The following is a 26262-nucleotide window of genomic DNA, read 5'->3' on the forward strand; positions in this document are numbered from 1 at the left end:
TTTAAGCTTGCCGCTTTCCCCTTCAGTTCGACATCGCCATGCGCCTTTCCCGCTTCTTTATCGACGCCCCGCTCTCCCTCGGCCAGCACGAGCTGCCCGAAGCCCAGGCCCACTACATCGGCCGCGTGCTGCGCCATACGGCCGGCGACGCCGTGCAGCTGTTCGACGGCTCGGGCCGCGAATACCTGGGCGAACTGATCGAAGTGGGCAAGAAGAACGTCCGCGTGGAACTGCGCGAAGTCTTCGACGGCCAGGCCGAATCGCCGCTGCGCGTGCACCTGGGCCAGGGCCTGTCCCGCGGCGAGCGCATGGACTGGGCGATCCAGAAGGCCACCGAACTGGGCGCCAGCCAGATCACCCCGATCGTCAGCGAGCGCTGCGAAGTGCGCCTGAAGGACGAACGCGCCGACAAGCGCATGGCCCACTGGCGCCAGGTGGCGATCAGCGCCTGCGAACAGTGCGGCCGCTCGGTGCTGCCGGTGCTCAACGCGCCGGTCACCCTCGTCGAGTGGCTGGAGAGCTGCGAGGCGCAGCTGAAACTCGTGCTGCACCCGGTAGCCGAACCGCTGACCAGCCATGACAAGCCGGCAAGCCTGGCTTTCCTGATCGGCCCGGAAGGCGGCTTGAGCGACGCGGAAGTGGAGCAGGCCAAGGGCGCCGGTTTCCATGCGGCGCGACTGGGACCGCGCGTGTTGCGCACCGAGACCGCTCCGGTGGTGGCGCTGAGCGTGGCGCAGCAGCTTTGGGGTGATTTCTAAGGCCAAGGTTCTGCGCTGGACCAAGAGCCCCTCACCCCAGCCCTCTCCCAGGGGGAGAGGGAGCAGAATGTGCCGGCTGATACCGCGTTTTCCACCTGCACCGAACGGTCCCCTCTCCCCTTGAGAGAGGGCTGGGGTGAGGGAAACCGGCAGCGCCGATGCCAAGCAGGTTCGCGAGCAAGCTCGCTCCTACAGGTAGCCGGTTAGCCCAATGCGCTCTTCGTAGGAGCGAGCTTGCTCGCGAACCGCCCACGCACCGAACCATCCGGCAATCAACGCCGCTCAAATTCCCCGCAACGCCAACCCCGCCAGCACCAGCAACACCACCCCGCACAGCCCGTGGCTCACCCGATGCCATCTCGGCGAGGCATTGCGCCGCAGCCAGTCCACCAGCGCCGCGCAGAAGAAGCAGCACAGCACCGACGCGGTCATGAACCCGGCGAAGAACACCAGCGAGTCGCGCAGCGTCGGCACGCCGTCCACCAACCCGGCCATCGCGCCGCCGAGCGCGCCCCAGTAGACGACGTTCTTCGGATTCGACAGCGACAGCATGGCCCCGGAAGCGAAGGCCCCGGCGTTGTGCTCAGCGCTTTCGCCCTCCTCCACCACACCGACGCGACGGGCATCGCGCAGGCTCTGTACACCCAGCCAGGCCAGGTAAGCCGCGCTGGCCAGGGTCAGCGGCAGGCGCAGGGTCTCGTGCCCCAGCAGCAGCGCCAGCCCGGTCAGGCCGATCAGCGCCCACACTGCGTCACCGATCAGCGAGCCGAACTGCACCAGCAGCGCCGGGCGGAAGCCGCCCTTCAGGCCACGGCGCAGGGTTTCGGCCAGCACGGCACCGGGGGACAGGCAGAAGACGATGCCGAACAGCAGCGCGGCGAAGAACAGGGTCATGGATCAGCTCTCGAACAGGATGGCGATGACGCGAGTTTGCCCGGGCAACGGCCGCCGCACTTGAACCGGATTGCTCAGCGCAGCGCGCGCTGGAAGTTTCCCGGCGACACGCCATAGGCCGCGCGGAAATGCCGGTTCAGATGGCTCTGGTCGGCGAAGCCCAGTTCGTGCGCCACCTCGGTGGCCGGCAGGCCCGCGCGCAGCAACGCCTGGGCACGGCGGGTGCGCAGCTGCATCGCCCACTGCCGGGGACTCAGACCCACCTGTTTCTGGAAGCTGCGCAGCAGGTGGAATCTCGACAGCCCGAGATAGGCCGCCATCTCGTCGAGGCCGGGTTGTCGCGCCAGGTCGGCGGCCAGCCACTCCTGAAGATCGGTGATGCGCCCACGACTCTCGGCGCTTTCCCGCGGCAGACGCACGCCCATGGCACGGGCGATCTCGGCGAGCAGCAGCGTCAGGCGCTCCTCGCCGCGCTGGCGAACGAAAGCGTCCTGACCCAGCACACGCTCGACGGCGTCGGCCAGGGCACCGGCCAGGGCGGGAAGCCGCTCCGTGGGACGCTCGAACTCCAGGCACCGCAGGCCGAGCATCGCGGCCAACTGATCGGGCGCGAGGTAAAGGCTGACGAACTGCCAGGGTTGCCCTTCGGCGACACCACCGCCCTGGATCTGACCGGGGTTGTAGCTGGTGATGGCGCCGGGGCCGGCGTCGAAGGTGCGGCCGTCCAGCCACACGCGCTCCTCGCCGCGCAGGTTGGCGCTGATGACGAATTCATCGTGGCTGTGGCGCTCGAAAGAGTGACCGCCGAGCACGGCGCTGGCCACCTCGAAGCCGGGCTCATCGCCCAGCTGCGCGAGTCGCAGGCCGCCCATAACGAATCAGATCAGGCCGGAGTCGGCCAGCTTCTGTTCCAGCGCGACCAGGTCGGGAATACGCGCCTGCTCGTCGCCCAGGTCCACCGCGTCCAGCTCCAGCGGCGCCAGCGGCACGTCGGCGCGCTTGAGGTCGGCGCCGATCTTCAGCGAGCGCGGAATCCCCTGTACCAGCAAGGCCAGGAACTTGACGTTGGCGCGCCCGCCAAGGGCGTTGAGCACCAGCACCCGGGCGCCGGCGCTGACTTCGGTCTGGCCGCCGGAGGCCGCCTCGAAGGACAGCAGCGGCAGGCGCAGGTCGCGCCAGGCCACCTGGCCCAGGTACCAAGACGGCAGGCCATCCACCGGATGCGGCGCGCGGTAGGTGATCAGCTCGGCCACCGCCACGTTGGGCAGCAGCAGGTTGCGGTCGGCCAGCGGCACCAGCAGGCCGGTCAGGCTCGCCGGCGCGGTGTTGGCCGCCGCGGCGGGTTGGCCGCCTTCCTTGACCACGGAAAGATCACTCATCGCACCACTCCAGCTTTCACGTCACTTCGGCCACGCATTGCGCGGCCAGATGGTTGACCAGCGCCGCCGCGAGCTCGCGCGGGTCGGCGGTCAGCGTGCTGTAGCCGCCCTCGCGCAGGCTGTCGGGCATGCTCGAACAGGCACAGCTTTCGGCGCGCTGGGTCCAGATTTCCGCGCCCTGCCGGCGCACGTAGGCCGCCGCCGCGCTGCCGTCGCTGCACATGCCGCTGAAGACGATCACGCCGCAACGCTCGCCATACTGCTGGGCCAGGTTGAGCATCATCTGGTCGACCGAGGGGCTGTACGGCTCCGGCCAGGGACGGTCGAGGACGCGCATCCGCGCTTCGTCGTCGAAGCCCAGCTCCTGGCTGATCGGCACCACCACCACTTCGCCGCAACGCACCGGGTCGCCGTCGCGCACGGTATTCACATGCCACTGGCTGTGCCGGCCGACCGCCTGGGGCAGGCTGGCCTCGAACGCCGGGTCGATGTGCTGGGCGTAGAGGAAGCCGACCGGCAGGGCACCGGGCAGCGCGTCGAGGAAGGCCTTGACCGCCGCCGGGCCACCCATCGAGGCCGCCAGCAGCCAGACCTGCGAGGCCGGCTCGCCGGCTTTCAGCGGGGAGGCAGCCAAGTCGTCGGGCAGCGTTACGCGGGTCGGCCGCTGCGCTTCGTCGAGCAGCGCCGCGAGGCTGCGGCCGACGCCGGCGCTGGGGTCGCCCACCAGCTTGCGCAGCTTGGACACCAGCCGCCGCTCCCAGCGCGGGTAATGTTCGGAATGCCGCTCCGGCGCATGGCCCTCGCCGAACAGCACGGGAATCCGCGACTGCTCCAGCAGGTTGTCCACCAGGGGCGAGTCCTCCTGCTGCGCCAGGTCCACCAGCCACAGGTCGGTCTCGCAGGCGTCCAGCTGCTCGCCGTCCAGGCGCGCCGGGTCGGCATTGAGCACCACCTGGTAGCCGTGGCCGGCCAGGGCCTGCGCCAGCACGTGGCGTTGCAGGGAGGTATCGGCGATGACCGCGATGCGCGGCGTACTCTGCTCAGACATGGGTCTTCACCAGGCTCAGGATGCTCTCCAGCAGTTCAGTCTCCTGGTACGGCTTGCCCAGGTACTGGTTGACGCCGATCGCCAGGGCGCGGTCGCGGTGTTTCTCACCGGTACGCGAGGTGATCATGATGATCGGCAGGTCCTTGAGTTGTTCGTCGTGGCGCACCAGGGTCGCCACTTCGAAGCCGTCCATGCGCGGCATCTCGATGTCCAGCAGCATGATGTCGGGCTTGTGGTCCTGCAACTGGGCGATGGCGTCCACCCCGTCCTTGGCGGTGAGCACGTTCATGCCGTTGCGCTCCAGCAGGCGGCTGGTGACCTTGCGCACGGTCACCGAGTCGTCCACCACCATGACCAGGGTCGGGCGCTGGTGCTCGACTTCCGCCACCGCCGGGCCGGCCAGCTGACGGCGCGGCTGCGCCTGCAGGGCGTGGGCATGGCGTACCCGGATGGTTGCCAGCAGGTCGAGAATCACCACCACGCGGCCGTCACCGAGGATGGTCGCGCCGGAGATGCCGGCCACCCCGGCGAACTGCGCGCCGAGGCCCTTCACCACGATTTCGCGGGAGCCCGCCAGGGCGTCGACCTGCACCGCCACGGCGTGGTCCGCCGAGCGCACCAGGATCACCGGCAGCGGCAGCGACTGGCCTACAAGCTTCGGGTGCTGGCCGTTGTTGAGCAGGTCGCCCAGGTACTTCAGTTCGTAGTCCTGGCCTGCGTATTCGAAGCGTGGCGAGGCGCCGCCCTCGGCCGCGGCCTGCTCGTAGAGCGCCTCCAGCTCGAAGGGGGAAACCCGCACGATGCCTTCGATGGTGTTCAGCGGCAGGGCGTACAGGTCTTCGCCGGAAAGCACCATCAGTGCACGGTTCACCGATACGGTGAACGGCAGACGGATGTTGAAGTGCGTGCCCTCGCCCAGCGTCGAGTGGATGCTGATGGAGCCACCCAGCTGCTTCACTTCGGACGCGGCGACGTCCATGCCGACGCCACGGCCGGAAATCTGGGTGATCTTCTCGGCGGTGCTGAAGCCGGCCTCGAGGATGAACTGCAGCACCTCGTGGTCGGTCAGGTCGCTGTCCTCGGTCATCAGGCCACGCTCGATGGCCTTGCGCCGCACCGCGTCGAGGCGGATGCCGCCACCGTCGTCGCCCAGGGTCAGGAGGATGTCGCCACCCTCACGGCCGAGGGTCAGGCGGATGGTGCCGACTTCCGGCTTGCCGGCCTGGCGGCGCACCTCGCCGGACTCGATGCCGTGGTCCACCGCGTTGCGCAGCATGTGCTCCAGCGGCGCGACGATGCGTTCGAGCACGGTACGGTCCATTTCGCCTTCGGCGTTGCTGACCACGAACTCCACCTGCTTGCCCAGCTCGTTCGCCACTTGCCGGACGATCCTGCGCAGGCGCGGCACCAGGCGGTCGAAGGGCACCATGCGGGTGCGCATCAGGCCTTCCTGCAGCTCGGTGTTGACCCGCGCCTGTTGCAGCAGCAGGGTCTCGGCATCGCGGTTCTTCGCGGCCAGGGTTTCCTTCAGGTCGAACAGGTCGGACGCGGACTCGAACAGCGCGCGAGAGAGCTGCTGCAGCTGCGAGTAGCGGTCCATTTCCAGCGGGTCGAAGTCTTCGTAGCCGGCGCGCTCGGCGTCGGCCTGGTGGCGCGAGAGGATCTGCGCCTGGGTCTCGGTGTCGAGGCGGCGCAACTGGTCGCGCACCCGCTCGATGGTGGCTTCCATTTCCGTCAGGGTCGAACCGACGTCGCTCACCTGCTGCTCGACGCGGCCACGGAAGATGGAGGTCTCACCGGCGAGGTTGACCAGGCCTTCCAGCAACTGCGCGGGGACTTTCACCAGTTCCTGCGGCGCGCGGCGGGCCGCCGCTTCCTGGGCAGCCTCCTGGGCGCGTCGGACGAACGGCAGTACCACCGGGGCTTCGACGCGCTGCGGCACGGTGGCGGCCATGATGGCCTCCGGCAGCACGCTCGGCAGGGCCGGCGGGAGCGGAGCTTCGGGCGCAGGGGGCGCCAGCTCGACGGCGGCCACCTCGTCGGTGTCGCCCAGGTGCTGACGCAGCTGATCGACTTCGGACTGCAGCCCTTCGAAGCCGGACTGCACGTCCAGCAGCAGGCTTTCCGGCCAGGGTGCGCCCTGCTGCTGGGCCTCGGACAGATGCTGTTCGAGGTCGTGGGCCAGGTCGCCCAGGCCAGCCTGGCCGGCCAGGCGCGCACCGCCCTTGAGGGTGTGGAGGATGCGCAGCAGCTCGTCCAGCGCACCGTTCTCGCGTTCGGCGTCCCACCGACCCAGGGCCTGCTCCATGGCGTCGAGGAGGTCGTCGGCCTCTTCGAGGAAGATGTCGAGGATGTCCGCTTCCGGCCCCTCCGGCAGGCTCGGCTCGGCGCTCAGCGCCTGCAGGCTGACACTGCTGGGGATGCTCAGTTGCTCGTCGGGGTTTGCGCGAAATCGGCGGATCGCCTCGATCAACGAGTCGCCCTCCGGTATCCGGCGGTGCCCCTGGACGGCCTCGAGCATCTCGGCGAGACGGTCGTGGCAACGCTGCAGCAGTTCGAAGAGCGTGGGGCTGGCGCGCAGGCGCCCGCCGCAGAGGCCTTCGTAGAGGAATTCCAGTTCGTGGGCGAGGTCGCCAATGGGGCGGATCTCGGCCATCCGCGCGCCGCCCTTGAGGGTGTGCAGATCCCGCTGCAAAGCCTCCAGTTCGACGCTGTTGTCGACGTTTTCCATCCAGCGCTGCAAGGCACCGGAGGAGCTTTCGAGGATGTCGAAACCTTCCTCGAGGAAGATTTCCACCAGCTCCTGGTCGTGCTCGTCGTCCAGTTCGTAGCCAGCCCCGGCAACCGGGCCGGGAGCAGACTCCTGCGGGACTTCGACGCTCTGCGCCTCGGCCTCGTCGAGGAAGGACTGCAGGTCGACTTCCGGCAGCGCGGCCGGCGCCGGCTCGGCGTCGGTTTCCAGCTCGGGCTCGGCGGGCAGTTCCAGTTCGATCTCCGGCGCCGCCGGCTGCTGCTCCGCCTCGACGTCCGCGTCGAGCGGAGCCTCGGCCAGCAGAGCGCTCAGCCCGGCGGAGGGATTCTGCCGAAAGGTGCGAATGGTCTGCACCAGGTCAGTCGGGTCGCTCAGGGCCTGGCCGGCCTGCAACTGGTCGAGCTGGGTCGCCAGGCGGTCGTGGCAGGTGCGCAGCAGGTCGCCCAACGCGGGGCTGTGCTGGAAGCGGTGATCCACCAGCCCTTCGTAAAGCGATTCGAGTTCATGGGACAGGTCGCCGATCTCGCGGATCTCAGCCATGCGCGCGCCCCCCTTGAGGGTGTGCAGGTCGCGCTGCAGCGTCGACAGGGGCGCCAGGGCCTCGGGCGACTTCAGCCACTTGTCCAGCGCCTGGCCGGCGTTGTCCAGGATGTCCACCGCCTCTTCGAGGAAGATCGCGACCATTTCCTCGTCCAGCGCCTGCGGCGGATGCTGCGGCGCCAGGTGCGGGCGCGGGTCGGCGGCGGTGATGACTTCGTCGTCATCGGCGCGCTGCGCCTGCTCGGCGCTGTCAGTGCGCGGCGGCCAGCTCAGGCCGTCGGGCAAGTCTTCCTCGGCCACGGGCCGGGTGTCGAGGAGGAACTCCTCGTCCTCGGCGGGGAAGTCGTCGGCGGTCAGGCTCTCCAGGTCGACGAAGTCTTCTTCCGACTCGCCCGGCTCGGTCACCGAGTCCAGCAGGCGGCGCAGCGCTTCGACCTGTTCCGGGCGGGCACTGACCTGCAGTGCCGCGGCCACCTGGTCCATCATCCCGATCAGCGCTTCATGGGCCTCTTCGGCGGCGCTGAAGAAGGCCTCGCCCACCTCCAGCTGCCCCTGCTGCACCGCGCCATAGACCGCCAGCAGCGCGTCGGCCAGCTCGGCCATCTGCGGCAGCTCGGCCATTTGCGCACCGCGGCTGAGGGTTTCCAGCTCGTCGTGCAGGGCGCCCAGTTCCTGGCGCTCCTGTGGGTGTTCGCGCCAGCGCCGCAGCAGGTCCTCGGCGTCCAGCAGGATGTCCATGCCCTCGGCGAGGAACACGCCGATCAGCTGTGGATCGCTGCCGCTGCCCTCGCCGCTCTCGCCGCGACGCTTAGCCTCGGCGGCCTCCAGGCGTTCCTGGTGCAGTTGGGCGATGCGTGCCAGCAGTTCGGCGCTGCCGTCGATGGGCGCCAGCGGGCGACCTTCCACCAACTGCTCCAGACCGACACGGAACAGACGCTCGGCGCCGTGCAGCAGCTCGGCCTCGCGCAGGTCGATCTGCAGCAGGTTGGTCTTGAACTCCTTCATCAGCCGTTCGAGCGGCGTGGCGATTTCGGCGATCGGCAGGATACCGGCCATGTGCGCGCTACCCTTGAGGGTGTGCAGGGCGCGTTGCAGGTCGTCGGTCACCGGCTGCGGCAGTTGTTGTGCGCAGTCGGCGAGGAAGCCCACCAGGGTTTCCAGATGGGTTTCCGCCTCGTTGCGGAAGATTTCCAGCAGCTGCGGGTCGAGGCTTTCGCCCTCGGCCTCGATGCTGCTCGCCGCAACCGGCGCGCTCGCGTCCTCGACGCAGGCGTCAGCGGCGGATTCGGGCTGTCCGCCGCCGGGCGGCGGCACCGGCTGTCCCTTGGCCAGGGCGTGGGCGGTGGCGGCCAGGCGGTCGACATCGTCGCGCTGGCGCTGGGCATTGGCGGCGAATTCCTCGACCAGCTCCGGCATCAGCGCGACCACGTCCTGCACGACCTGGTGCACGGCCGGCGTGGTGATGATGCTGCGGTCGAGCACGCGGTTGAGCAGGTTTTCGATGGACCAGGCCAGCTCGCCGATGATCAGCGCGCGGATCATGCGGCCGCTGCCCTTGAGGGTGTGGAAGGCGCGGCGGATTTCGCTCAGCGCGTCGCGCTCGTCGGCGTTCGCCAGCCAGGCCGGCAGGTGTTCGCCAATGGTTTCCAGCACCTCGGCGGCTTCTTCGATGAAGACTTCGCGCAGCTCGTCATCCATCGGCTCTTCGTCGGCCGGCGGCGGCAGCAGGCTCGGCGGCACGTCCTGCGCGGGCGGATTGATGGCCTGGGTCGGCGTGGCCATCACCTCGGCGATGGACATCGGTCGCTCGGCAACCGGCTCCACCACGGGAGGCGGTCCCGGCAGCTCGACTTCCGGCAGGTCGAGGTCGGCGATATCCAGCTCGTTCCAGCCTTCTGCCGGAGCGAGGGGTTCATCGACGCTGTCGGCGGCCAGGGCTTCCAACTCCAGCGGCGCATCCAGGCTGAAGTCGATGCCTTCGGCCAGGGCGGGTGTCTCGGACAGCTCGCCCAGGGTCCAGTTGTCGTCGCTCACCAGCGGCTGTTCAGCGGCGGGCAGCTCGACATCCCAGCTCAGTTCGTCCGCCAGGTCGATTGGCGCAGCCGGGGTCGGCTCGATGGCGGCGGGGAGTTCGTCCAGCGCCAGCGGCGCATCCAGGCTCAGGTCAACGCCCTCGGCCAGGGCGGGCGTCTCGGACAGCTCGGCCAGGGTCCAGTTGTCGTCACTCACCAGCGCTTGCTCGGCGACAGGCGGCTCGGCGGCGGGCAGCTCGACGTCCCAGTTCAGTTCGTTCGCCGGCGCGGTGGAAGCGGCCGCAACCGACTCCAGGGTGCCCGGGAGCTCGTCCAGAGCCAGCGGCGCGTCCAGGCTCAGGTCGACACCTTCGGCCAGGGCGGGCGTTTCCGGCAGCTCGCCGAGGGTCCAGTTGTCGTCGCTCACCAGCGCTTGCTCAGCGGCAGGCAGCTCGGCGGTGGGCAGCTCGGAAATGTCCCAGCTCAGCTCATCCGCAGGAGTGGCCGAGGCCGGCTCGGTGACGGCGGGGAGTTCGTCCGGCGCCAGCGGCGCATCGAGGCTCAGGTCGACGTCTTCGGCCAGGGCGGGCGTTTCCGGCAGCTCGCCAAGGGTCCAGTTGTCGTCGCTCACCAGCGCTTGCTCAGCGGCAGACGGCTCGGCGACGGGTAACTCGGCGATGTCCCAGCTCAGCTCGTCTACCGGTGCAGCCGAGGTCGGCTCAGGCATAGCCGGGAGCTCGTCCAGGACCAGCGGTGCCGCCGGTTCGGTCGGCGACAGGCTCAGGTCGTGGCTCAGCCAGTCCTCTTCTTCGGCGGGGGCGCTTTCGCCGACAGGCTCAAGCGTCCCGTTCGGTTCGGGCTGGGCGGGCTCGGCGCTCAGGTCGAGCGTTTCCCAGAGATTCTCTTCCGGGGTTACGGGCTCGACGATATCGTCCAGCGTCCAGGCCGGCTCTTGGGGCTGGGCCTCCTCGGATGCTTCCAGGCTCAAGCCGGCAGGTTCGGCCGGCAAGGTTGCCTCAGGCTCATCCAGCGACCAGGCGCCCAGATCGGCCACCGGCTCGGCAGCCGGCAGTTCGCTGTCGAGCTGCAGCGGCTCGAAGGCCGGCGCTTCGGCCTGGGGTTCGCCGAGACTCGATTCATCGAACGACGACAAGGCACTGAAATCGTCCACAGGGGCGACGGGCAGTTCTTCTACCGGTTCATCAAGTGCTTCCAGCGGGGCGCTCGGCGCCTCCTGCGGCGCCGGCTCGACGGCCAGGGCCGCGCTGGCAAGCACGTCGATTTCATCCAGCGGATTGTCCAGCGGTGCCGGAGCCGGCGGCTCGGCGGCATCGAGGATCGACGGACGCGGCTTGAGGGAGTAACCCAGGCTTTCCAGGCTCTCCTCGGCCACGTCGAGAATCAGGTCGCCCTGGCTACCCTGGTCCTCGGACAGGCGCTCGAGGTAGTACTCGACGCTGGTCATGGCGTCGGCCAGGGTGTCGAGGCTGTGCCAGTCCGGCACGGCCTGGCGCACCAGCAGTTGCTCCTGGATGTAGCGATTGCAGGATTCCAGCAGTTTCGCCGCACGTTCCTGGGAGATCATCGCCAGACCGCCGCGCACTTGCGTCAGCAGCTCCGGCACGCGGGCCAGGTGCTCGTGGTTCCACTGCGAGGCAATGAACTCGATGATCGCGTCCTTGGCCAGCTCCAGGCCATTGCGTGCTTCCTTGATCACCACCTGGTGGATCTGCTCGACATCGGTGGTCGGCAGGCGGCTTTCCTCGCTGCCCGGCGCTTCGCTCGGGCCGACCATGCCGGCCAGGGTCGCTTCGACGTAGAGCAGCGCGCCGGCCACGTCCATCAGGGTCGCATCGTCCGGCTTGCGCTGGCCGCGCGCCAGGGCGCCGACCACCTCGATCTGGTCGAGGATGACCTTGCGCGGCTGGCCGAAGCCCAGCACCGCGAGGGTATCGGCGATCTGCTTGAGCGGCGCCAGCAGGCTTTCCAGCTCGCCGATGGCGCTGCGGTCGCTGCGCACGAAGAGGTCGAGGCTGTCCTTGACCCGCACCAGCTCCTCGCACAGCGCGCCGACCACCGAGCGCATGGCGTCGCGGTCCGGGCCGGCCAGGCGGGCGCGTTCCTCGTCGACCACCGCCGCGCCGGGCAGGGCGTCGTCCAGGCGGTACTCATCCTTCACCGCGCGCACACGCGGCGACTGCTCGGAGGCCTTGGCCACGTAGAACAGCAGGTTCTTGATCAGCTCATCCGGCGCCGGCTGGTTCATCGCGTCGGCGCCCTGGTCGACCAGGCGCTTGAACTCGCGGTCCACCTGGCGCAGCAGGTTGCGCATGGAGGTGCCGTTGGCGATGCTGCCGTTGGCCAGGCCTTCGACGATGGCCGAGGCGATCACCCACAGGCGACCCAGCGGCGCGTCCTTGCACACGGACTCCAGGCGGGCGAAGACGCGCGCCATGTAGCCCAGGTTGGTCGGCAGGTCCTGATTACGGATAACGCCCACCAGGGCGACCTGGAGCATCTGCCGCAGCTTGCGCAGCAGCGCCGTGAACTCGGCGGTGCGCAGGCGCGCCAGGGCATCGCTCGACAGCGCAGCCGCCGTGCGGGAGAGGTCGGGGGAGAACAGGCTGGTTTCCGACAGCAGCTTCTCGCCGCGGGCGGTGCGCAGGTCGTTGAGCAGCGGCAGCACGACCATCGGCAGGTCGCGGCGGGCGCTCTGGATGCGGTCCAGGTACACCGGCAGCTGCAGGATGGCCTGCATCAGCACTTCCAGGGCCTCGCCCTGGCGGGTGACGCGCTGGTCGATCAATGCCTGGGTCAGGTGCTCCATTTCTTCGGCGAGCAATGCCGCGCCGTAGAACTCCACCATCTGCAGGGTGCCCCGCACCTGATGGATATAGGCCAGGCAAAAGCCCATCCGCGTCGGGTCCTGGGGATTCTCGACGTAGGATTCGAGCGCCTGTCGCGCCTGCTTGAGCGTTTCGGCAATCTCGCCTTTCACCCATTCCAGGGCGACATAATCGTGCCGATCACCCATAGCCACTCCACTCATGTGTCTGTGTCACCCCTTCCGGGTAAAGGCCAGAACGTGCTCGTCGGCGACCGGTTCGAGCAGCGGATGGTGCCAATCCACCACCTCGCCGACACCGACCACCAACAGTCCCCCCGGCGCCAGCCGCTCGGCCAGGCGATTGAGGATTTCCCGCCGCCGCCAGCGGCGGAAGTAGATCAGCAGGTTCTGGCAAAAGATCACATCCATGCCGGACATTGGCGCCTGGGCCAGTTCCAGCACATTCAGCCGGGCGCAGCAGACGCGCTCGGCCAGACTCGGTATCACCTGATAACGCCCGTCGGCCTGCACGCTGAAGAAGCGCTCGGTCAAGGCGGGGTCAAACTCATCCAGCTTGCGTGCCGCATACACCGCCGCGCGCGCCCGGCTCAGGGCGCTGAGGCTGATGTCGGTCCCGGTCACGCCGAACAACGGCGCGAGCCCTGCGGCCTCCATGGTCTGCATGGCGACCATGGCCAGGGAGTATGGCTCCTCGCCGCTGGAGCAGCCCACGCTCCACAAGGCCAGCGGCCGGTCCTGACCGACCTCTTCGACGCGCCGGCGCAGGTAGCGCCCGAGCAGGTCGAAGGAGGGCTTGTGGCGAAAGAAACGGGTTTCCTGAACGGTGAGGCGGTCCAGCAGGTTCGACCACTCCACCGCGCCGCGCGGGCCATCGGTGACCTGCCGGAAGTAGCTGCCGTAGTCGCTGATGCCCAGTTCGCGCATGCGTGCGCCCAGGCTGGTCTGCAGGAAGGCGCGGCGCTGTTCGTTGACGACAACGCCGGTACGGTCTTCCAACAGTGCCTGCCAGTCGCGGAATTCCGCGGCCGACATGTCGGCCAACGGCTGCAACGACCAGACGCCACTTGCCTGCATGTCGCGCCCCTCGCTCAAGACTGTCGTGCGCTACCCGGCAAAGAGCAGCGCACCTCCTCTGCTCAGGCCTGTTCCGCAAGGTCCGGCAGTTTGAAGCCGGATACGGAATTGCGCATTTCACTCGCCATCTTCGCCAGGTTACCAATGCTGCGCGCGGTGGCGGTGGTACCGGCGGAGGTCTGCGAGGTGATCTCCTGGATCACGTTCATGGTGTTGGAAATGTGGCCGGCGGAGGACGCCTGCTGACGGGCGGCGTTGGAAATGTTCTGGATCAGCGCCGCCAGGGTCTTGGATACCTTCTCGATCTCTTCCAGGGCCACACCGGCGTCCTGCGCCAGACGGGCACCGCGTACCACCTCGGAGGTGGTCTGCTCCATCGAGATCACCGCTTCGTTGGTGTCGGTCTGAATGGTCTTCACCAGCGCCTCGATCTGCTTGGTCGCCGCGGAGGAACGTTCCGCCAGGCGCTGTACTTCGTCCGCTACCACCGCGAAGCCACGGCCCGCGTCGCCCGCCATGGACGCCTGGATCGCGGCGTTCAGGGCGAGGATGTTGGTCTGGTCGGCAATGTCGTTGATGAGGCTTACGATGTCACCGATCTCCTGGGACGATTCACCGAGGCGCTTGATCCGCTTCGAGGTGTCCTGGATCTGCTCACGGATGTTGTCCATGCCGGTGATGGTGTTGTGCACCACTTCGTTGCCCTTGTTGGCGATGGCTACGGAACGTTCCGCTACCGCCGAGGACTCGGAGGCGTTCGCCGATACCTGGTCAATGGACACGGCCATTTCGTTGATCGCGGCGGAAGCGCCAGCGATTTCCTGGGCCTGGTGCTCGGAAGCCTCGGCCAGGTGCATGGCGGTGGCCTGGGTTTCCTGGGCGGCGGCGGCCACCTGCACGGCGGTCAAGTTGATGGTTTCCACCAGCTCGCGGAGCTGGTCGATGGAGTAGTTGATGGAGTCCGCGATCGCACCGGTGAAGTCCTCGGTCACGGTCGCGGCCACCGTCAGGTCACCGTCGGCGAGGTCGGCGATCTCGTCGAGCAGTCGCAGAATCGCCGCCTGGTTACGGTCGTTCTTCTCGGCGGTCTCGGCCAGCCGGCGGTTGGTCTCGCGCACCATCACCAGGCCGATGAGGATGATCGCGCCCAGCACGATCACACCCAGCATGGCGCTGGCGACCTTGTTGAACACGCGGCCCTCGGCCAGGTTCTCGAAGCCGGTGGCCAGGGTCGAGGCCTTCTCCAGCAGGGTCTGCGAACCGCCGAAGATGGTGTTGGCCGCTTCACGGACCTGGAACAGTTCCGGCGAGGTTTCGAGGATCTCGTCCACCGAGCCGGAGACGAATTCGAAGAGTTCGGAAATCTCGTTGAGACGATCCACCGCTTCGGCGTTGGTCACCTTGGAGATGCTCATCGCCGCGTTGCCTTCCTTCATGCCCTTGAGCACGCGACCGAACAGGCTGGCGTCGCGGCCGAAGCTGTCGGCGGCCTGGACGGAGTTCTCGTCACCGGCGAGCACCTTGTTCACCGAGCCGAGGATACGTTCGGCCAGCAGCGACTGGCGCTGGGCGACCGCGACCTGGTCGGCCGGGGCGCCGTTCTCCAGCAGGATGTCGACGACCTCTTCGTACTCCACCTGCAGCTGCGGGATGGTCTCGGCGAGGGTCGCGGCCACCTGGTGCAGGGACAGTACGGTCTGCTCGCTGGCCAGGATGGAGTCGGTGTTCTTGCGCAGGACGTCCCAGTCCTTCTGTACTTCCGCCATCTGCGGTTGCACGGAGGCCGGGCTCGGCGGCAGGCCGGTGGTTTCGTCACCCTTGACCAGGATGTTCCAGCGCTTCTCGAAGTCGTTGCGCGCTTCTTTCAGCAGCTTGAACGCCTCGCCCTTGCCCGCCGCCGCTTCGGTGGCGTTCTTGGCGATACGCTGGGACAGCACGCGCAGCTCACCGGCGTGGCCGATGTACTGCTTGTCATGGTCCGCCTGGGTGTTGAGGTAAGCGAAGTTGGCGAACAGCAAGACGATCGCCACGATCAGGACCACGAAGAGTCCGAGGATCAGCGAGCTGCTACGCGTGCCCGAAAAGAGACTGCCTGCCTTGATTTTTTTCATATACGGCCCCCGCCTGGACCCCCAACGCTTACGGTTTCCATGTCACAACAAGGGCTGGCGAACCAGCCCAACCGGTAAAATCTAGCTGGCGACTTCGAGGAACGCCGGGTGCTGCGCCAGCGCATGCGGGCTGAACACCAACCAGGGCTGTTCTCGATTGAAGACGCCATGAATAAAGGGTTGCAGGACCGCTTCGAGGGGCGGCAGCTGCTCGCTGAAGGTTTCCACCGGGAAGTGCTGCATGCCGAACACCTCATCGACGATGAGGCCGGCGAAGACTTCCTGGTGCTCCACCACCAGCACGCGCCGCTGTTTGCGCAGAGGCGACAGCTCCGCGCCGAGGAAGCCGCACAGGTCCATGATCGGCAACAGGCGACCGCGCACGTTGGCGACCCCCTTCACCCAGTCACGGACACCCGGCAGCTGTGTGTAGCGCGGCTCATGAAGAACCTCGCCGACCTCCCCCATGGGTGCCACGAACAGGCGCCCGGCCATGCGAAAGCCAATCCCGTTCCAGCTCTGCGCCACTTCGCGCTGCGCAGGCAGGCCCGCGGCCAGCAGACGACAGCGCTGATCGATCTGGACGAGAACCTCGAAAGGACTCTGGACTTCCGCCATGCCGGCCCTGGCCTTCTCTAATAATTATGTTCTTGAAGACTTCAGCGCATGCGGACCGGCTTCAGCCGGCCAGCACCGCATTGATGGTCTTGAGCAGCGTTTCTTCGTCCACCGGCTTGGTCAGGTAGTCGCGCGCGCCCTGGCGCTTGCCCCAGACCTTATCGGTCTCCTGATCCTTGGTGGTGACGATGATCACCGGAATACCGCTGGTTTCCGGGTCCTTGGACAGTTGACGGGTCGCCTGAAAACCGTTCAGGCCGGGCATGACGATGTCCATCAGGACGACGTCCGGCTTCTCCTGGCGGGCCAGGGCCACGCCGTCGGCGCCATTTTCGGCCTTCAGTACCTGATGCGAATGCTTTTCCAGCATCGCGGTCAGCTTGTACATCTCGGTCGGCGAGTCATCAACAATCAGAATTCGAGCCATTGGGGTCCCCATACGGAAAAGGCGTCACCGGCGCTGGGCCGGACTTCAGGAAGCTTGCTCCACCGGGGTAAAGTCAGGCACATGGGTCTTGATCGCACCCAGCAGCTCTTCCTTGCTGAAGGGCTTGGTGAGGTACTGGTCGGAACCGACGATGCGACCCTTGGCCTTGTCGAACAGGCCGTCCTTGGAGGACAGCATGATCACCGGGGTGGATTTGAAGGCACTGTTGTTCTTGATCAGGGCGCAGGTCTGATAACCATCCAGGCGGGGCATCATGATGTCGACGAAGATGATGCTGGGATGGGTATCGGCAATCTTGGCCAGAGCGTCGAAACCGTCGATGGCCGTAATGACATCGCAGCCGACTTTCTTCAGCAGGGTTTCGGCGGTGCGACGAATCGTCTTGGAGTCGTCGATCACCATCACTTTCAAACCGTCGGAATGCTGTTCCATGTTCGCCCTTACCGTCTCGGTGAGTCGTTTTTCCACTTTTTATTTCAGTGCGCGTGCGCCCTGCCACCGTCGGGCTGCGACCCAATCGTGGGAACCTTTTACCACAATCGTCAGAATCTTTACCACGCCCAGCAAATTCAGGCCATAAGACCCGGAACGCGCAGGCTTTTTCCTTGACCGAGCGCACATCCAGCGCCACCCTGAACGTCCTTTTTCAGCCTTTTCGACGGTGCTCCTCAGCACCTTCACCCGTCCTCAGGAGGACATCCCATGAGCGTACGCCTCGGGATCGTGATGGACCCCATCGCGCAGATCAATTTCAAGAAGGACAGCTCGCTGGCCATGCTTCTGGCAGCCCAGGCCCGTGGCTGGGAGCTGTTCTATATGGAACAGCAGGATCTTTACCAGAAGGAGAACGTGGCCCGTGGCCGCATGCGTCCCCTGAAGGTCTTCTACGATCCGGCCCACTGGTTCGAACTGGACGCCGAAGTCGACCAGCCCTTGTCGGAGCTGGATGTGATCCTGATGCGCAAGGACCCGCCCTTCGATAACGAATTCGTCTACTCCACCTACCTGCTGGAACAGGCCGAGACCGCCGGCACCCTGGTGGTCAACAAGCCGCAGAGCCTGCGCGACTGCAACGAGAAGTACTTCGCTACCCTCTTCCCGCAGTGCTCGCCGCCGACGGTGGTGAGCCGCCGGTCCGATATTCTGCGCGAGTTCGCCGCCGAGCATCGTGACATCATTCTCAAACCCCTGGACGGCATGGGCGGCTCGATGATCTTCCGCCACCGCGAAGGCGACCCGAATCTCTCGGTGATCCTCGAGACCCTGACCCGTCACGGCCAGGAGCAGGTGATGGCGCAGCGCTACCTGCCGGCCATCAAGGACGGCGACAAGCGCATCCTGATGATCGACGGCGAGCCGGTGGAATACTGCCTGGCGCGCATCCCGGCGCAGGGCGAGACCCGCGGCAACCTGGCCGCCGGCGGCCGTGGCGTGGCCCAGCCGCTGTCCGAGCGCGACCGCTGGATCGCCGCGCAGGTCGGCCCGGAACTGCGCAAACGCGGCCTGCTGTTCGTCGGCCTGGACGTGATCGGCGAGAACCTCACCGAGATCAACGTCACCAGCCCGACCTGCATCCGCGAGATCGACGCCGCCTACGACACCCGTATCGGTGAGAGGCTGATGGCAGTCATCGACGAAAAGCTCAAGGCGCGCAGTGCGTCATAGACTTTTATAAGCCCCGTGGGCAGACTTTCGCCCACTTTGGCCTAGTGACCCGCAATGAACGCTGCAACCCATTCCGACTTCCCCGTGTCCTCCGGCGTCCGCCCGGCGGACCGGCTGGGTTTCACCCTGTTCGTTGCGGCCATCGTGCACGTGGCCATCCTGCTCGGCGTGGGCTTCACCATGCCCATGCCCAGCATGCTGAGCAAAACCCTGGAAATCACCCTGGCCAGCTTCAAGAGCGAGAAAGCGCCCGAGAAGGCCGACTACCTCGCCCAGATGCACCAGCAGGGCAGCGGCACCCTGGAACACAAGGCTATCCCCAAGACCACCGAGCAGGCGCCGTTCCAGGACACCGAGGTGAAGAAGGTCGCGCCGCCGGCCACCCCGAAGCAGGCCAAGAGCCCGGAAGCGCCCAAGACCGCGGTCAGCACCCGCAGCCCGCGCCCGGACAAGGTCCAGGCCAAGCCGCAGACGCCCAAGGCGGAGACCGTCGCCAAGCCCGCGCCGCAGTTCGACTCCAGCCAGCTGTCCGCGCAGATTTCCAGCCTTGAAGCCGACCTCGCCCGCGAGCAGCAGGCCTACGCCAAGCGCCCGCGCATCCACCGCCTGAGCGCAGCCTCGACCATGCGCGACAAGGGTGCCTGGTATAAGGAAGAGTGGCGCAAGAAGATCGAGCGCATCGGCAACCTCAACTACCCCGACGAGGCCCGCCGCCAGCGCATCTACGGCAGCCTGCGCCTGCTGGTGTCGATCAACCGCGACGGCTCCCTCTATGAAGTGCAGGTGCTGGAATCCTCCGGCCAGCCCACCCTCGACCAGGCCGCCCAGCGCATCGTGCGCCTGGCCGCGCCGTTCGCGCCCTTCTCGGGCGACCTGAACGACATCGACCGCCTGGAAATCATCCGCACCTGGCGCTTCGAACGCGGCGACCGCCTGTCCAGCCGCTGAAGCTGTCGTGCCTGGCGGCACGCGGTGGCGCTTTCAAGGCTTGTCCCCTGACGCTCCAGGCCTGAAACTAGCTGGCATGAAAAGCACAGCCGCAAGTTCGCTCAAGCACCACTTCCTGATCGCCATGCCGCACATGGCGGACCCCAACTTTGCCCAGACCGTCACCTACATCGTCGAACACAACGAGCAGGGCGCCATGGGCCTGATCATCAACCGCCCCAGCGGCCTGAGCCTCTCCGACGTGCTCGAACAGCTGCGTCCGGACGAACTGCCGCCGGCACGCTGCCAGGGCATGGTCATCTACAACGGCGGCCCGGTGCAGACCGACCGCGGCTTCGTCCTGCACCCGGCCGGACGCAGCTACCAGGCCACCCTGGAGCTGGGCGAGCTGTCGCTGTCCACCTCCCAGGACGTGCTGTTCGCCATCGCCGATGGCAGCGGCCCGGCCCAGCACCTGATCACCCTCGGCTACGCCGGCTGGGATGCCGGCCAGCTGGAGGCGGAACTCACCGACAATTCCTGGCTGACCTGCCCCGCCGATCCGGCGGTGCTCTTCGAGGTTCCGGCCGAACAGCGCCTGTCCGCCGCCGCCGAGCGCCTGGGGGTCAACCTCAGCCTGCTCACCGCCCAGGCCGGGCACGCCTGATGTCGAGCAAACCCCTGCGCCTGCTGCTGGGCTTCGACTACGGCACCAAACAGATCGGCGTCGCTGTCGGCCAGGCCATCACCGGCCAGGCCCGCGAGCTCTGCGTGCTCAAGGCGCAGAACGGCGTGCCGGACTGGAACCGCGTGGAAGCCCTGATCAAGGAATGGCAACCCGATGCCATCGTCGTCGGCCTGCCGCTGAACATGGACGGCACCCCCAGCGACATGAGCGAGCGCGCCGAGAAGTTCGCCCGCCGCCTGCACGGGCGCTACAACCTGCCGGTGCACACCCACGACGAACGCCTGACCACCTACGCCGCCAAGGGCGAACGCCTGGCCCAGGGCCAGCGCGACGGCTACCGAGAGCGCCCGGTGGACGCCCTGGCCGCCGCCCTGCTGCTGGAGGGCTGGCTGGCCGAGCACGCCCCCGCTTGACCTGAGGCAGCGCCAAGAGAGCGAAAGCCACTATGCTTGCCGGACCAGTCCGCCCCGGAACGGTCCGCCCCGAAGGCCGCCCGCGCCGGGTGGCCTCGCCAACCGAACCGGAGACGTCATGACCCTGCCCAGCCCCGCCGAACTCCTCCCCCGCATGGCCACCGACCTGCGCAACTACCTGGCGCAGCGCGGCATCGACTCGCCGCGCTTCGTCGGCATCCATACCGGCGGCATCTGGGTCGCCCAGGCGCTGCTCAAGGAACTGGGCAGCGACGAAATCCTCGGCATCCTCGACGTTTCCTTCTACCGCGACGATTTCACCCGCAGCGGCCTGCACCCGCAGGTCCGTCCGTCGGAGCTGCCCTTCGAGATCGACGGCCAGCACCTGGTGCTGGTGGACGACGTGCTGATGAGCGGTCGCACCATCCGTGCCGCGCTCAACGAGCTGTTCGACTACGGCCGCCCGGCCAGCGTGACCCTGGTCTGCCTGGTCGACCTGAACAAGCGCGAACTGCCGATTCGTCCGGATGTGGTCGGCGAAACCCTGTCGCTCGCCCCCAACGAGCGGGTAAAATTGCGCGGTCCCGCACCACTCGTCCTCGAGCGTACGCTTCTCAGCTCCGCGCTGTAACTTCGCGTGCCCGGACCTCCACCCCCAACTTTCAGGGCCTGCCACATGCCGACCGACGCCAAGCGCCCGCTGCAGCTCAACGACCTGGGCCAGCTGCGCCACTTCCTCTCGCTCGACGGGTTGTCCCGCGAACTGCTGACTGAAATCCTCGATACCGCCGACTCCTTCCTCGAAGTCGGCGCCCGCGCGGTGAAGAAAGTCCCGCTGCTGCGCGGCAAGACCGTGTGCAACGTGTTCTTCGAGAACTCCACGCGCACCCGCACCACCTTCGAACTGGCCGCCCAGCGCCTGTCCGCCGACGTCATCTCGCTGAACGTGTCGACCTCCTCGACCAGCAAGGGCGAGACGCTCACCGACACCCTGCGCAACCTCGAGGCCATGGCCGCCGACATGTTCGTCGTGCGCCACAGCGACTCGGGCGCCGCGCACTTCATCGCCGAACACGTCAGCCCCAACGTCGCCGTGATCAACGGTGGCGACGGTCGCCACGGCCACCCGACCCAGGGCATGCTCGACATGCTCACCATCCGCCGCCACAAGGGCGATTTCGAGAAGCTCTCGGTGGCCATCGTCGGCGACATCCTGCACTCGCGCGTGGCCCGCTCCGACATGCTGGCGCTGAAGACCCTCGGCTGCCCGGACATCCGCGTCATCGCCCCGCGCACCCTGCTGCCGGTGGGTCTGGAAGAGCAGTACGGGGTGAAGGTCTACACCGACGCCAACGAAGGCCTGAAGGACGTCGACGTGGTGATCATGCTGCGCCTGCAGCGCGAGCGCATGGCCGGCGGCCTGCTGCCCAGCGAAGGCGAATTCTTCAAGCTCTACGGCCTGACCCAGAAACGCCTGAAGCTGGCCAAGCCCGACGCCATCGTCATGCACCCCGGCCCGATCAACCGCGGCGTGGAGATCGACTCCGCGGTGGCCGACGGTGAACAGTCGGTGATCCTCAACCAGGTCACCTACGGCATCGCCATCCGCATGGCCGTGCTGTCCATGGCCATGAGCGGCCAGAACGCCCAACGCCAGCTGGAACAGGAGGACGCGCAATGACCGTCAGTATTCGTGGCGCCCACCTGATCGACCCGGCCAGCGGCCTGGACAAGGTCTGCGACCTGCACATCGAGGCCGGCAAGATCGTCGCCATCGGCGAAGCGCCGGCCGGCTTCCACGCCGCCCAGGAAATCGACGCCGCCGGCCTGATCGCCGCGCCCGGCCTGGTGGACCTGAGCGTCGCCCTGCGCGAGCCGGGCTACAGCCGCAAGGGCAGCATCGAAAGCGAAACCCGCGCCGCCGCCGCCGGTGGCGTGACCAGCCTGTGCTTCCCCCCGCACACCCGGCCGGTGCTGGACACCTCCGCCGTCGCCGAGCTGATCCTCGACCGCGCCCGCGAAGCCGGCAACGCCAAGGTCTTCCCCATCGGCGCCCTGACCAAGGGGCTGGCCGGTGAACAGCTGTCCGAACTGGTCGCCCTGCGCGACGCCGGCTGCGTGGCCTTCACCAACGGCCTGGCGCCGATGGCGAGCAACCGCGTGCTGCTGCGCTCGCTGGAATACGCGGCGACCTTCGACCTGACCGTGATCTTCACCTCCCAGGACCACGACCTGGCCGAGGGCGGCCTCGCCCACGAAGGCCCGACCGCCAGCTTCCGTGGCCTGGCCGGCATCCCGGAAACAGCAGAGACCGTGGCCCTGGCCCGCAACCTGCTGCTGGTCGAGCAGTCCGGCGTACGCGCGCACTTCAGCCAGCTGACCAGCGCCCGTGGCGTCGAGCTGATCGCCCAGGCCCAGGCCCGCGGCCTGCCGGTCACCGCCGACGTGGCGCTGTACCAGCTGATCCTCACCGACGAGGCGCTGGCGGACTTCTCCAGCCTGTACCATGTGCAGCCGCCGCTGCGCTCGCGCAAGGACCGCGACGCCCTGCGCGAAGCGGTGAAGAGCGGCGTGATCCAGGCCATCGCCAGCCACCACCAGCCCCACGAGCAGGACGCGAAGAACGCCCCGTTCGCCGCCACCGACCCGGGCATCAGCAGCGTCGAACTGCTGTTGCCTCTGGCCATGACCCTGGTGCAGGACGGCCTGCTGGACCTGCCGACCCTGCTCGCGCGCCTCTCCAGCGGCCCCGCCGCCGCCCTGCGCCTGCCGGCCGGCAAACTGGCGGTCGGCGCGGCAGCGGACGTGGTGCTGTTCGAAGCCGACGGCCAGACCCTGGCGGGCGAAACCTGGCACTCCCGTGGCCAGAACTGCCCGTTCCTCGGCCACTGCCTGCCGGGCGTGGTGCGCTGCACCCTGGTGGACGGGCATATCGTCCACGCGGTGTAACGTTGCGCCACCCATGAAAAAGCCCGCCGATTGGCGGGCTTTTTCATGGGGCCCGTGTAGGAGCGCGCCATGCGCGCGATCGCGGGCATGGCCCGCTCCTACGGGGTGCACCGGCGCCAACCGGCGGGCGTAGGAGCAGACCTTGTCCGCGAAACCCTTCGCGGCGGGCACCCCGCCTTTCGAGATACAGCAGCGGCCTGCGCCAGCTCCCTCCTGAACACTCCGAGGTGTCGGCAAGACTTCGCGGACAAGGTCCGCTCCTACAAAGTGCTCCGGCGTGCGGTGGGAATCCGCACACAGAGGCTGCTCTTGTAGGAGCGAGCTTGCTCGCGAACCGCACACCTCTGGAGTTGAGATGTTCGCGAGCAAGCTCGCTCCTACAAAAAGCAGCTCGGAGAACGTATTCAGATCATCGCCAAAGCCTTGGCCAGATCGGCGCGCAGGTCTTCCACGTCCTCCACCCCCACCGACAGGCGAATCAGCGAATCGCCGATGCCCAGCGCCGCGCGGTTTTCCGGCGGGATGCTGGCGTGGGTCATGATCGCCGGGTGCTCGATCAGGCTTTCCACGCCGCCCAGGCTTTCCGCCAGGGCAAACAACCGGACGTTCTCCAGGAAGCGCTTGGAGCCGGCCAGGTCGGTATTCAGGTCCAGCGAGATCATCCCGCCGAAGCCCTTCATCTGCTTGCGCGCCAGTTCGTGCTGCGGGTGCGAGGCCAGGCCGGGGTAGTAGACGCGCTTCACCTGCGGCTGCTGCTCCAGCCACTTGGCCAGCTCCAGCGCATTGGCGCAGTGCCGCTCCATGCGCAGCGCCAGGGTCTTCACCCCGCGCAGGGTGAGGAAGGCGTCGAACGGGCCGGCGATGGCGCCCACCGAGTTCTGCAGGAAGCCCAGGCGCTCGGCGAGGTCGGGGTTGTCGCCGACGATGGCGATGCCGCCGATGACGTCGGAGTGGCCATTGAGGTACTTGGTGGTGGAGTGCACAACGATGTCGAAGCCCAGGTCCAGCGGGCGCTGCACGTAGGGGCTGGCAAAGGTGTTGTCGGCCACGCAGAGGATGCCGCGCTCGCGGCAGGTGCGGGCGATGGCGGCAAGGTCGGTCAGGCGCAGCAGCGGGTTGCTCGGGGTTTCCACCCAGACCATTCGGGTCTTGTCGGTAATCGCCGCTTCCAGCGCGCCGGGCTGGGCCAGATCGGCGAAGTGGAAGTCATGCCCGGCGCTGCGTCGACGCACCCGCTCGAACAGCCGGAAAGTGCCGCCATAGAGGTCGTTGCCGGAAACGATGTGCGAGCCGGCGTCGAGCAGCTCCAGTACCGCCGAGATGGCCGCCAGCCCCGAAGCGAAGGCGAAGGCCTTGCTGCCGCCTTCCAGATCCGCCACGCAGCGCTCCAGCGCCCAGCGCGTGGGGTTGTGCGAGCGCCCGTAATCCAGGCCCTTGTGCACGCCAGGGCTGTCCTGGCGGTAGGTGGAGTTGGCATAGATCGGCGGCATGATCGCCCCGGTGGACGGGTCCGGCTCCTGCCCGGCGTGGATCACACGGGTGGCAAAACCGAGGCGGTCGTCGTGCTGGCTCATGCGAGGGTCCTCCGCAAATGGTTGAGCAGGTCGAATCTGGTAATCAGGCCGTGGAAGCCCGAGGCGTCGGCGACAATGGCGACCAGACCGCGCGCCAGCACGGCTTCGAGCTCCTTGAGGCTCGCGCCCGGTGCGAGGGTCTCCGGAGCCGTGCTCATGGCGCTGGCAACGTCGCTGCGAAAATGTTCGGGGTCGTCATGCACGCCCAGCAGGATATCGGACTCGTCGATGACGCCGACCAGCCGCTGGCCATCGAGCACGGGGAGCTGGGAGATGTCCGCCAGGCGCATGCGCTGGAAGGCGGTGAGCAACGTGTCGCCGGGGCCGACGCTGACCACGCGGCCCTCCTCGAAGCGCCGCGCGACGATGTCGCGCAGGTCGCCGTAGCGCTTGCGCTGCAGCAGGCCCTGGTCGGTCATCCACTGATCGTTGTAGATCTTTGACAGGTAGCGCGTGCCGGTGTCGCAGACCAGGCTGACCACTCGCTTGGGTTCGGTCTGCTCGCGGCAGAAGCGCAGCGCGGCGGCCAGCAGGGTACCGGTGGAAGAACCGGCCGCGATGCCTTCGTTGCGCAGCAGTTCGCGGGCGGTGGCGAAGCTTTCCTCGTCGCTGATCGAATAGGCGTGGCGCACGCTGGAAAGGTCGGCGATCGAGGGCACGAAGTCCTCGCCAATGCCTTCCACCGCCCAGGAGCCGGGCGTGCCGATGGCGCCGGAGCGCGAGTACTCGGCCATGATCGAGCCCACCGGGTCGGCCAGGACCATTTCCAGCTTCGGCTGGACCTTCTGGAAGAAGCGCGTGAGGCCGGTCAGGGTGCCGGCGGAGCCGACGCCGACCACCACGGCGTCCAGGTCATGGCCGGTCTGCGCCCAGATTTCCGGGCCGGTGCCGGTTTCGTGGGCCAGCGGGTTGGCGGGGTTGTTGAACTGGTCGGCGAAGAAGGCATCGGGCAGCTCCTTGGCCAGCCGCGCGGCGACGTCCTGGTAGTACTCGGGGTGGCCCTTGCCGACATCGGAACGGGTGATGTGCACCTCGGCGCCCATGGCGCGCAGGTGCAGGACCTTCTCGGTGGACATCTTGTCCGGCACCACCAGCACCACCCGGTAGCCCTTGGCCCGGCCCACCAGCGCCAGGCCAAGGCCGGTGTTGCCGGCAGTGGCTTCGACGATCACGCCGCCGGGCTTGAGCCGGCCGTCGCGCTCGGCCGCCTCGATCATGGCGACGCCGATGCGGTCCTTGATGGAGCCGCCGGGATTCTGCGATTCGAGCTTGAGGAACAGGGTGCAGGGTCCGGTATCGAAGCGCGTCACGCGGACCATGGGGGTATTGCCGATCAGGTCGAGTACGGCTGGGCGGGATTCGTTGCTCATGGCAGCCACTCCTTCTGCGGCGTGCCGGGGATCGCCCGGTGCGCCTGCTACTGTCCTCCTGACCTTAGGCGGCGGGCACAGCTCGCGCCAGGCGGCGCGACGAAAGAAAGAGGGTGGGACGTGCGTAGGAGCGGACTTCGTCCGCGATGTGCAACCGGCCAGCACGGAGCCGCCGGAAATCGATCGCGGACGGA

At 67.6% G+C, this 26262-nt stretch carries 20 protein-coding genes; 8 read left to right on the forward strand and 12 right to left on the reverse strand.

Going from position 1 to position 26262, the window contains the following annotated elements; translation table 11 throughout:
- The first annotated feature begins 38 nt into the window (after positions 1-38).
- The gene (locus tag ACQ5BL_RS16415; protein WP_243807994.1) at positions 39-758 is read left to right on the forward strand and encodes a 16S rRNA (uracil(1498)-N(3))-methyltransferase; all 720 of its coding nucleotides are present in this window, start codon (positions 39-41) and stop codon (positions 756-758) included.
- A gap of 282 nt (positions 759-1040) precedes the next feature.
- Here ACQ5BL_RS16415 and ACQ5BL_RS16420 read toward each other — a convergent pair whose 3' ends face one another.
- The 10 genes from ACQ5BL_RS16420 to pilG form a co-directional block, all read right to left on the reverse strand.
- The gene (locus ACQ5BL_RS16420) at positions 1041-1652 is read right to left on the reverse strand and encodes a LysE family transporter (RefSeq protein WP_243807997.1); all 612 of its coding nucleotides are present in this window, start codon (positions 1650-1652) and stop codon (positions 1041-1043) included.
- Positions 1653-1726: 74 nt separating this feature from the next.
- Complete coding sequence (locus tag ACQ5BL_RS16425; protein WP_243807999.1) at positions 1727-2524, reverse strand: AraC family transcriptional regulator; 798 nt, start codon at positions 2522-2524, stop codon at positions 1727-1729.
- Positions 2525-2530: 6 nt separating this feature from the next.
- Positions 2531-3031 carry a chemotaxis protein CheW gene (locus ACQ5BL_RS16430; RefSeq protein ID WP_207887057.1) on the reverse strand — a complete coding sequence of 167 codons (501 nt, stop codon included), beginning with the start codon at positions 3029-3031 and terminating at the stop codon, positions 2531-2533.
- A 16-nt stretch (positions 3032-3047) separates the two neighbouring features.
- Positions 3048-4079 (reverse strand): chemotaxis protein CheB, encoded by a 1032-nt coding sequence (locus ACQ5BL_RS16435; RefSeq protein ID WP_207887058.1) that lies wholly within the window; start codon positions 4077-4079, stop codon positions 3048-3050.
- The gene (locus ACQ5BL_RS16440) at positions 4072-12417 is read right to left on the reverse strand and encodes an Hpt domain-containing protein (protein ID WP_243808001.1); all 8346 of its coding nucleotides are present in this window, start codon (positions 12415-12417) and stop codon (positions 4072-4074) included. Before ACQ5BL_RS16440 ends, ACQ5BL_RS16435 begins: the two co-directional genes overlap by 8 nt.
- A 24-nt stretch (positions 12418-12441) precedes the next feature.
- Complete coding sequence (locus ACQ5BL_RS16445; RefSeq protein WP_207887060.1) at positions 12442-13305, reverse strand: CheR family methyltransferase; 864 nt, start codon at positions 13303-13305, stop codon at positions 12442-12444.
- Between the two features lie 62 nt (positions 13306-13367).
- Positions 13368-15416: a methyl-accepting chemotaxis protein gene (locus ACQ5BL_RS16450; RefSeq protein ID WP_207887061.1), complete on the reverse strand. Its 2049-nt coding sequence runs from the start codon at positions 15414-15416 to the stop codon at positions 13368-13370.
- An 81-nt stretch (positions 15417-15497) separates the two neighbouring features.
- A complete protein-coding gene (locus ACQ5BL_RS16455; protein WP_207887062.1) occupies positions 15498-16034 on the reverse strand; it encodes a chemotaxis protein CheW in 537 nt (178 codons plus the stop codon).
- 61 nt (positions 16035-16095) lie between these two features.
- Positions 16096-16461 carry a twitching motility response regulator PilH gene (gene pilH, locus ACQ5BL_RS16460; RefSeq protein WP_207887063.1) on the reverse strand — a complete coding sequence of 122 codons (366 nt, stop codon included), beginning with the start codon at positions 16459-16461 and terminating at the stop codon, positions 16096-16098.
- Positions 16462-16506: 45 nt separating this feature from the next.
- The gene (gene pilG, locus ACQ5BL_RS16465; RefSeq protein ID WP_207887064.1) at positions 16507-16914 is read right to left on the reverse strand and encodes a twitching motility response regulator PilG; all 408 of its coding nucleotides are present in this window, start codon (positions 16912-16914) and stop codon (positions 16507-16509) included.
- Positions 16915-17184: 270 nt separating this feature from the next.
- Between pilG and gshB the strand changes: the two genes are divergently transcribed.
- From gshB to ACQ5BL_RS16500, 7 genes are all read left to right on the forward strand, one after another.
- On the forward strand, positions 17185-18147 hold the full coding sequence (gene gshB, locus ACQ5BL_RS16470) for a glutathione synthase (RefSeq protein WP_207887065.1): 963 nt from the start codon (positions 17185-17187) through the stop codon (positions 18145-18147).
- 54 nt (positions 18148-18201) lie between these two features.
- Positions 18202-19095, forward strand: a complete 894-nt coding sequence (locus ACQ5BL_RS16475; RefSeq protein WP_207887066.1) for an energy transducer TonB — start codon at positions 18202-18204, stop codon at positions 19093-19095.
- Between the two features lie 76 nt (positions 19096-19171).
- Complete coding sequence (locus tag ACQ5BL_RS16480) at positions 19172-19741, forward strand: YqgE/AlgH family protein (protein WP_207887067.1); 570 nt, start codon at positions 19172-19174, stop codon at positions 19739-19741.
- Positions 19738-20175: a Holliday junction resolvase RuvX gene (gene ruvX, locus ACQ5BL_RS16485; RefSeq protein ID WP_152227853.1), complete on the forward strand. Its 438-nt coding sequence runs from the start codon at positions 19738-19740 to the stop codon at positions 20173-20175. The genes ACQ5BL_RS16480 and ruvX overlap by 4 nt, the downstream gene beginning before the upstream one ends.
- A 118-nt stretch (positions 20176-20293) precedes the next feature.
- Entirely contained in the window at positions 20294-20806 is a 513-nt protein-coding gene (gene pyrR, locus ACQ5BL_RS16490; RefSeq protein ID WP_152219510.1) for a bifunctional pyr operon transcriptional regulator/uracil phosphoribosyltransferase PyrR, read from the forward strand.
- A 45-nt stretch (positions 20807-20851) separates the two neighbouring features.
- Positions 20852-21856, forward strand: a complete 1005-nt coding sequence (locus tag ACQ5BL_RS16495; protein ID WP_207887069.1) for an aspartate carbamoyltransferase catalytic subunit — start codon at positions 20852-20854, stop codon at positions 21854-21856.
- Complete coding sequence (locus ACQ5BL_RS16500; protein ID WP_243808002.1) at positions 21853-23124, forward strand: dihydroorotase; 1272 nt, start codon at positions 21853-21855, stop codon at positions 23122-23124. Before ACQ5BL_RS16495 ends, ACQ5BL_RS16500 begins: the two co-directional genes overlap by 4 nt.
- A 404-nt stretch (positions 23125-23528) precedes the next feature.
- On the opposite strand, the gene ACQ5BL_RS16505 is transcribed toward ACQ5BL_RS16500, so the two are convergent.
- A complete protein-coding gene (locus ACQ5BL_RS16505) occupies positions 23529-24698 on the reverse strand; it encodes a cystathionine gamma-synthase (RefSeq protein WP_243808003.1) in 1170 nt (389 codons plus the stop codon).
- Positions 24695-26068, reverse strand: a complete 1374-nt coding sequence (locus ACQ5BL_RS16510) for a pyridoxal-phosphate dependent enzyme (RefSeq protein WP_243808004.1) — start codon at positions 26066-26068, stop codon at positions 24695-24697. The genes ACQ5BL_RS16505 and ACQ5BL_RS16510 overlap by 4 nt, the downstream gene beginning before the upstream one ends.
- Positions 26069-26262: the final 194 nt, after the last annotated feature.

The organism is Pseudomonas sp. B1-22, assembly GCF_050474425.1.
Taxonomy (GTDB): Bacteria; Pseudomonadota; Gammaproteobacteria; order Pseudomonadales; family Pseudomonadaceae; genus Pseudomonas.

Bases quoted from the DNA above. Each gene is read 5' to 3' on its own strand.
- ACQ5BL_RS16415 (WP_243807994.1), top strand. From the start codon at position 39: ATGCGCCTTTCCCGCTTCTTTATCGACGCCCCGCTCTCCCTCGGCCAG.
- ACQ5BL_RS16420 (WP_243807997.1), bottom strand. From the start codon at position 1,652: ATGACCCTGTTCTTCGCCGCGCTGCTGTTCGGCATCGTCTTCTGCCTG.
- ACQ5BL_RS16425 (WP_243807999.1), bottom strand. From the start codon at position 2,524: ATGGGCGGCCTGCGACTCGCGCAGCTGGGCGATGAGCCCGGCTTCGAG.
- ACQ5BL_RS16430 (WP_207887057.1), bottom strand. From the start codon at position 3,031: ATGAGTGATCTTTCCGTGGTCAAGGAAGGCGGCCAACCCGCCGCGGCG.
- ACQ5BL_RS16435 (WP_207887058.1), bottom strand. From the start codon at position 4,079: ATGTCTGAGCAGAGTACGCCGCGCATCGCGGTCATCGCCGATACCTCC.
- ACQ5BL_RS16440 (WP_243808001.1), bottom strand. From the start codon at position 12,417: ATGGGTGATCGGCACGATTATGTCGCCCTGGAATGGGTGAAAGGCGAG.
- ACQ5BL_RS16445 (WP_207887060.1), bottom strand. From the start codon at position 13,305: ATGCAGGCAAGTGGCGTCTGGTCGTTGCAGCCGTTGGCCGACATGTCG.
- ACQ5BL_RS16450 (WP_207887061.1), bottom strand. From the start codon at position 15,416: ATGAAAAAAATCAAGGCAGGCAGTCTCTTTTCGGGCACGCGTAGCAGC.
- ACQ5BL_RS16455 (WP_207887062.1), bottom strand. From the start codon at position 16,034: ATGGCGGAAGTCCAGAGTCCTTTCGAGGTTCTCGTCCAGATCGATCAG.
- pilH (WP_207887063.1), bottom strand. From the start codon at position 16,461: ATGGCTCGAATTCTGATTGTTGATGACTCGCCGACCGAGATGTACAAG.
- pilG (WP_207887064.1), bottom strand. From the start codon at position 16,914: ATGGAACAGCATTCCGACGGTTTGAAAGTGATGGTGATCGACGACTCC.
- gshB (WP_207887065.1), top strand. From the start codon at position 17,185: ATGAGCGTACGCCTCGGGATCGTGATGGACCCCATCGCGCAGATCAAT.
- ACQ5BL_RS16475 (WP_207887066.1), top strand. From the start codon at position 18,202: ATGAACGCTGCAACCCATTCCGACTTCCCCGTGTCCTCCGGCGTCCGC.
- ACQ5BL_RS16480 (WP_207887067.1), top strand. From the start codon at position 19,172: ATGAAAAGCACAGCCGCAAGTTCGCTCAAGCACCACTTCCTGATCGCC.
- pyrR (WP_152219510.1), top strand. From the start codon at position 20,294: ATGACCCTGCCCAGCCCCGCCGAACTCCTCCCCCGCATGGCCACCGAC.
- ACQ5BL_RS16495 (WP_207887069.1), top strand. From the start codon at position 20,852: ATGCCGACCGACGCCAAGCGCCCGCTGCAGCTCAACGACCTGGGCCAG.
- ACQ5BL_RS16500 (WP_243808002.1), top strand. From the start codon at position 21,853: ATGACCGTCAGTATTCGTGGCGCCCACCTGATCGACCCGGCCAGCGGC.
- ACQ5BL_RS16505 (WP_243808003.1), bottom strand. From the start codon at position 24,698: ATGAGCCAGCACGACGACCGCCTCGGTTTTGCCACCCGTGTGATCCAC.
- ACQ5BL_RS16510 (WP_243808004.1), bottom strand. From the start codon at position 26,068: ATGAGCAACGAATCCCGCCCAGCCGTACTCGACCTGATCGGCAATACC.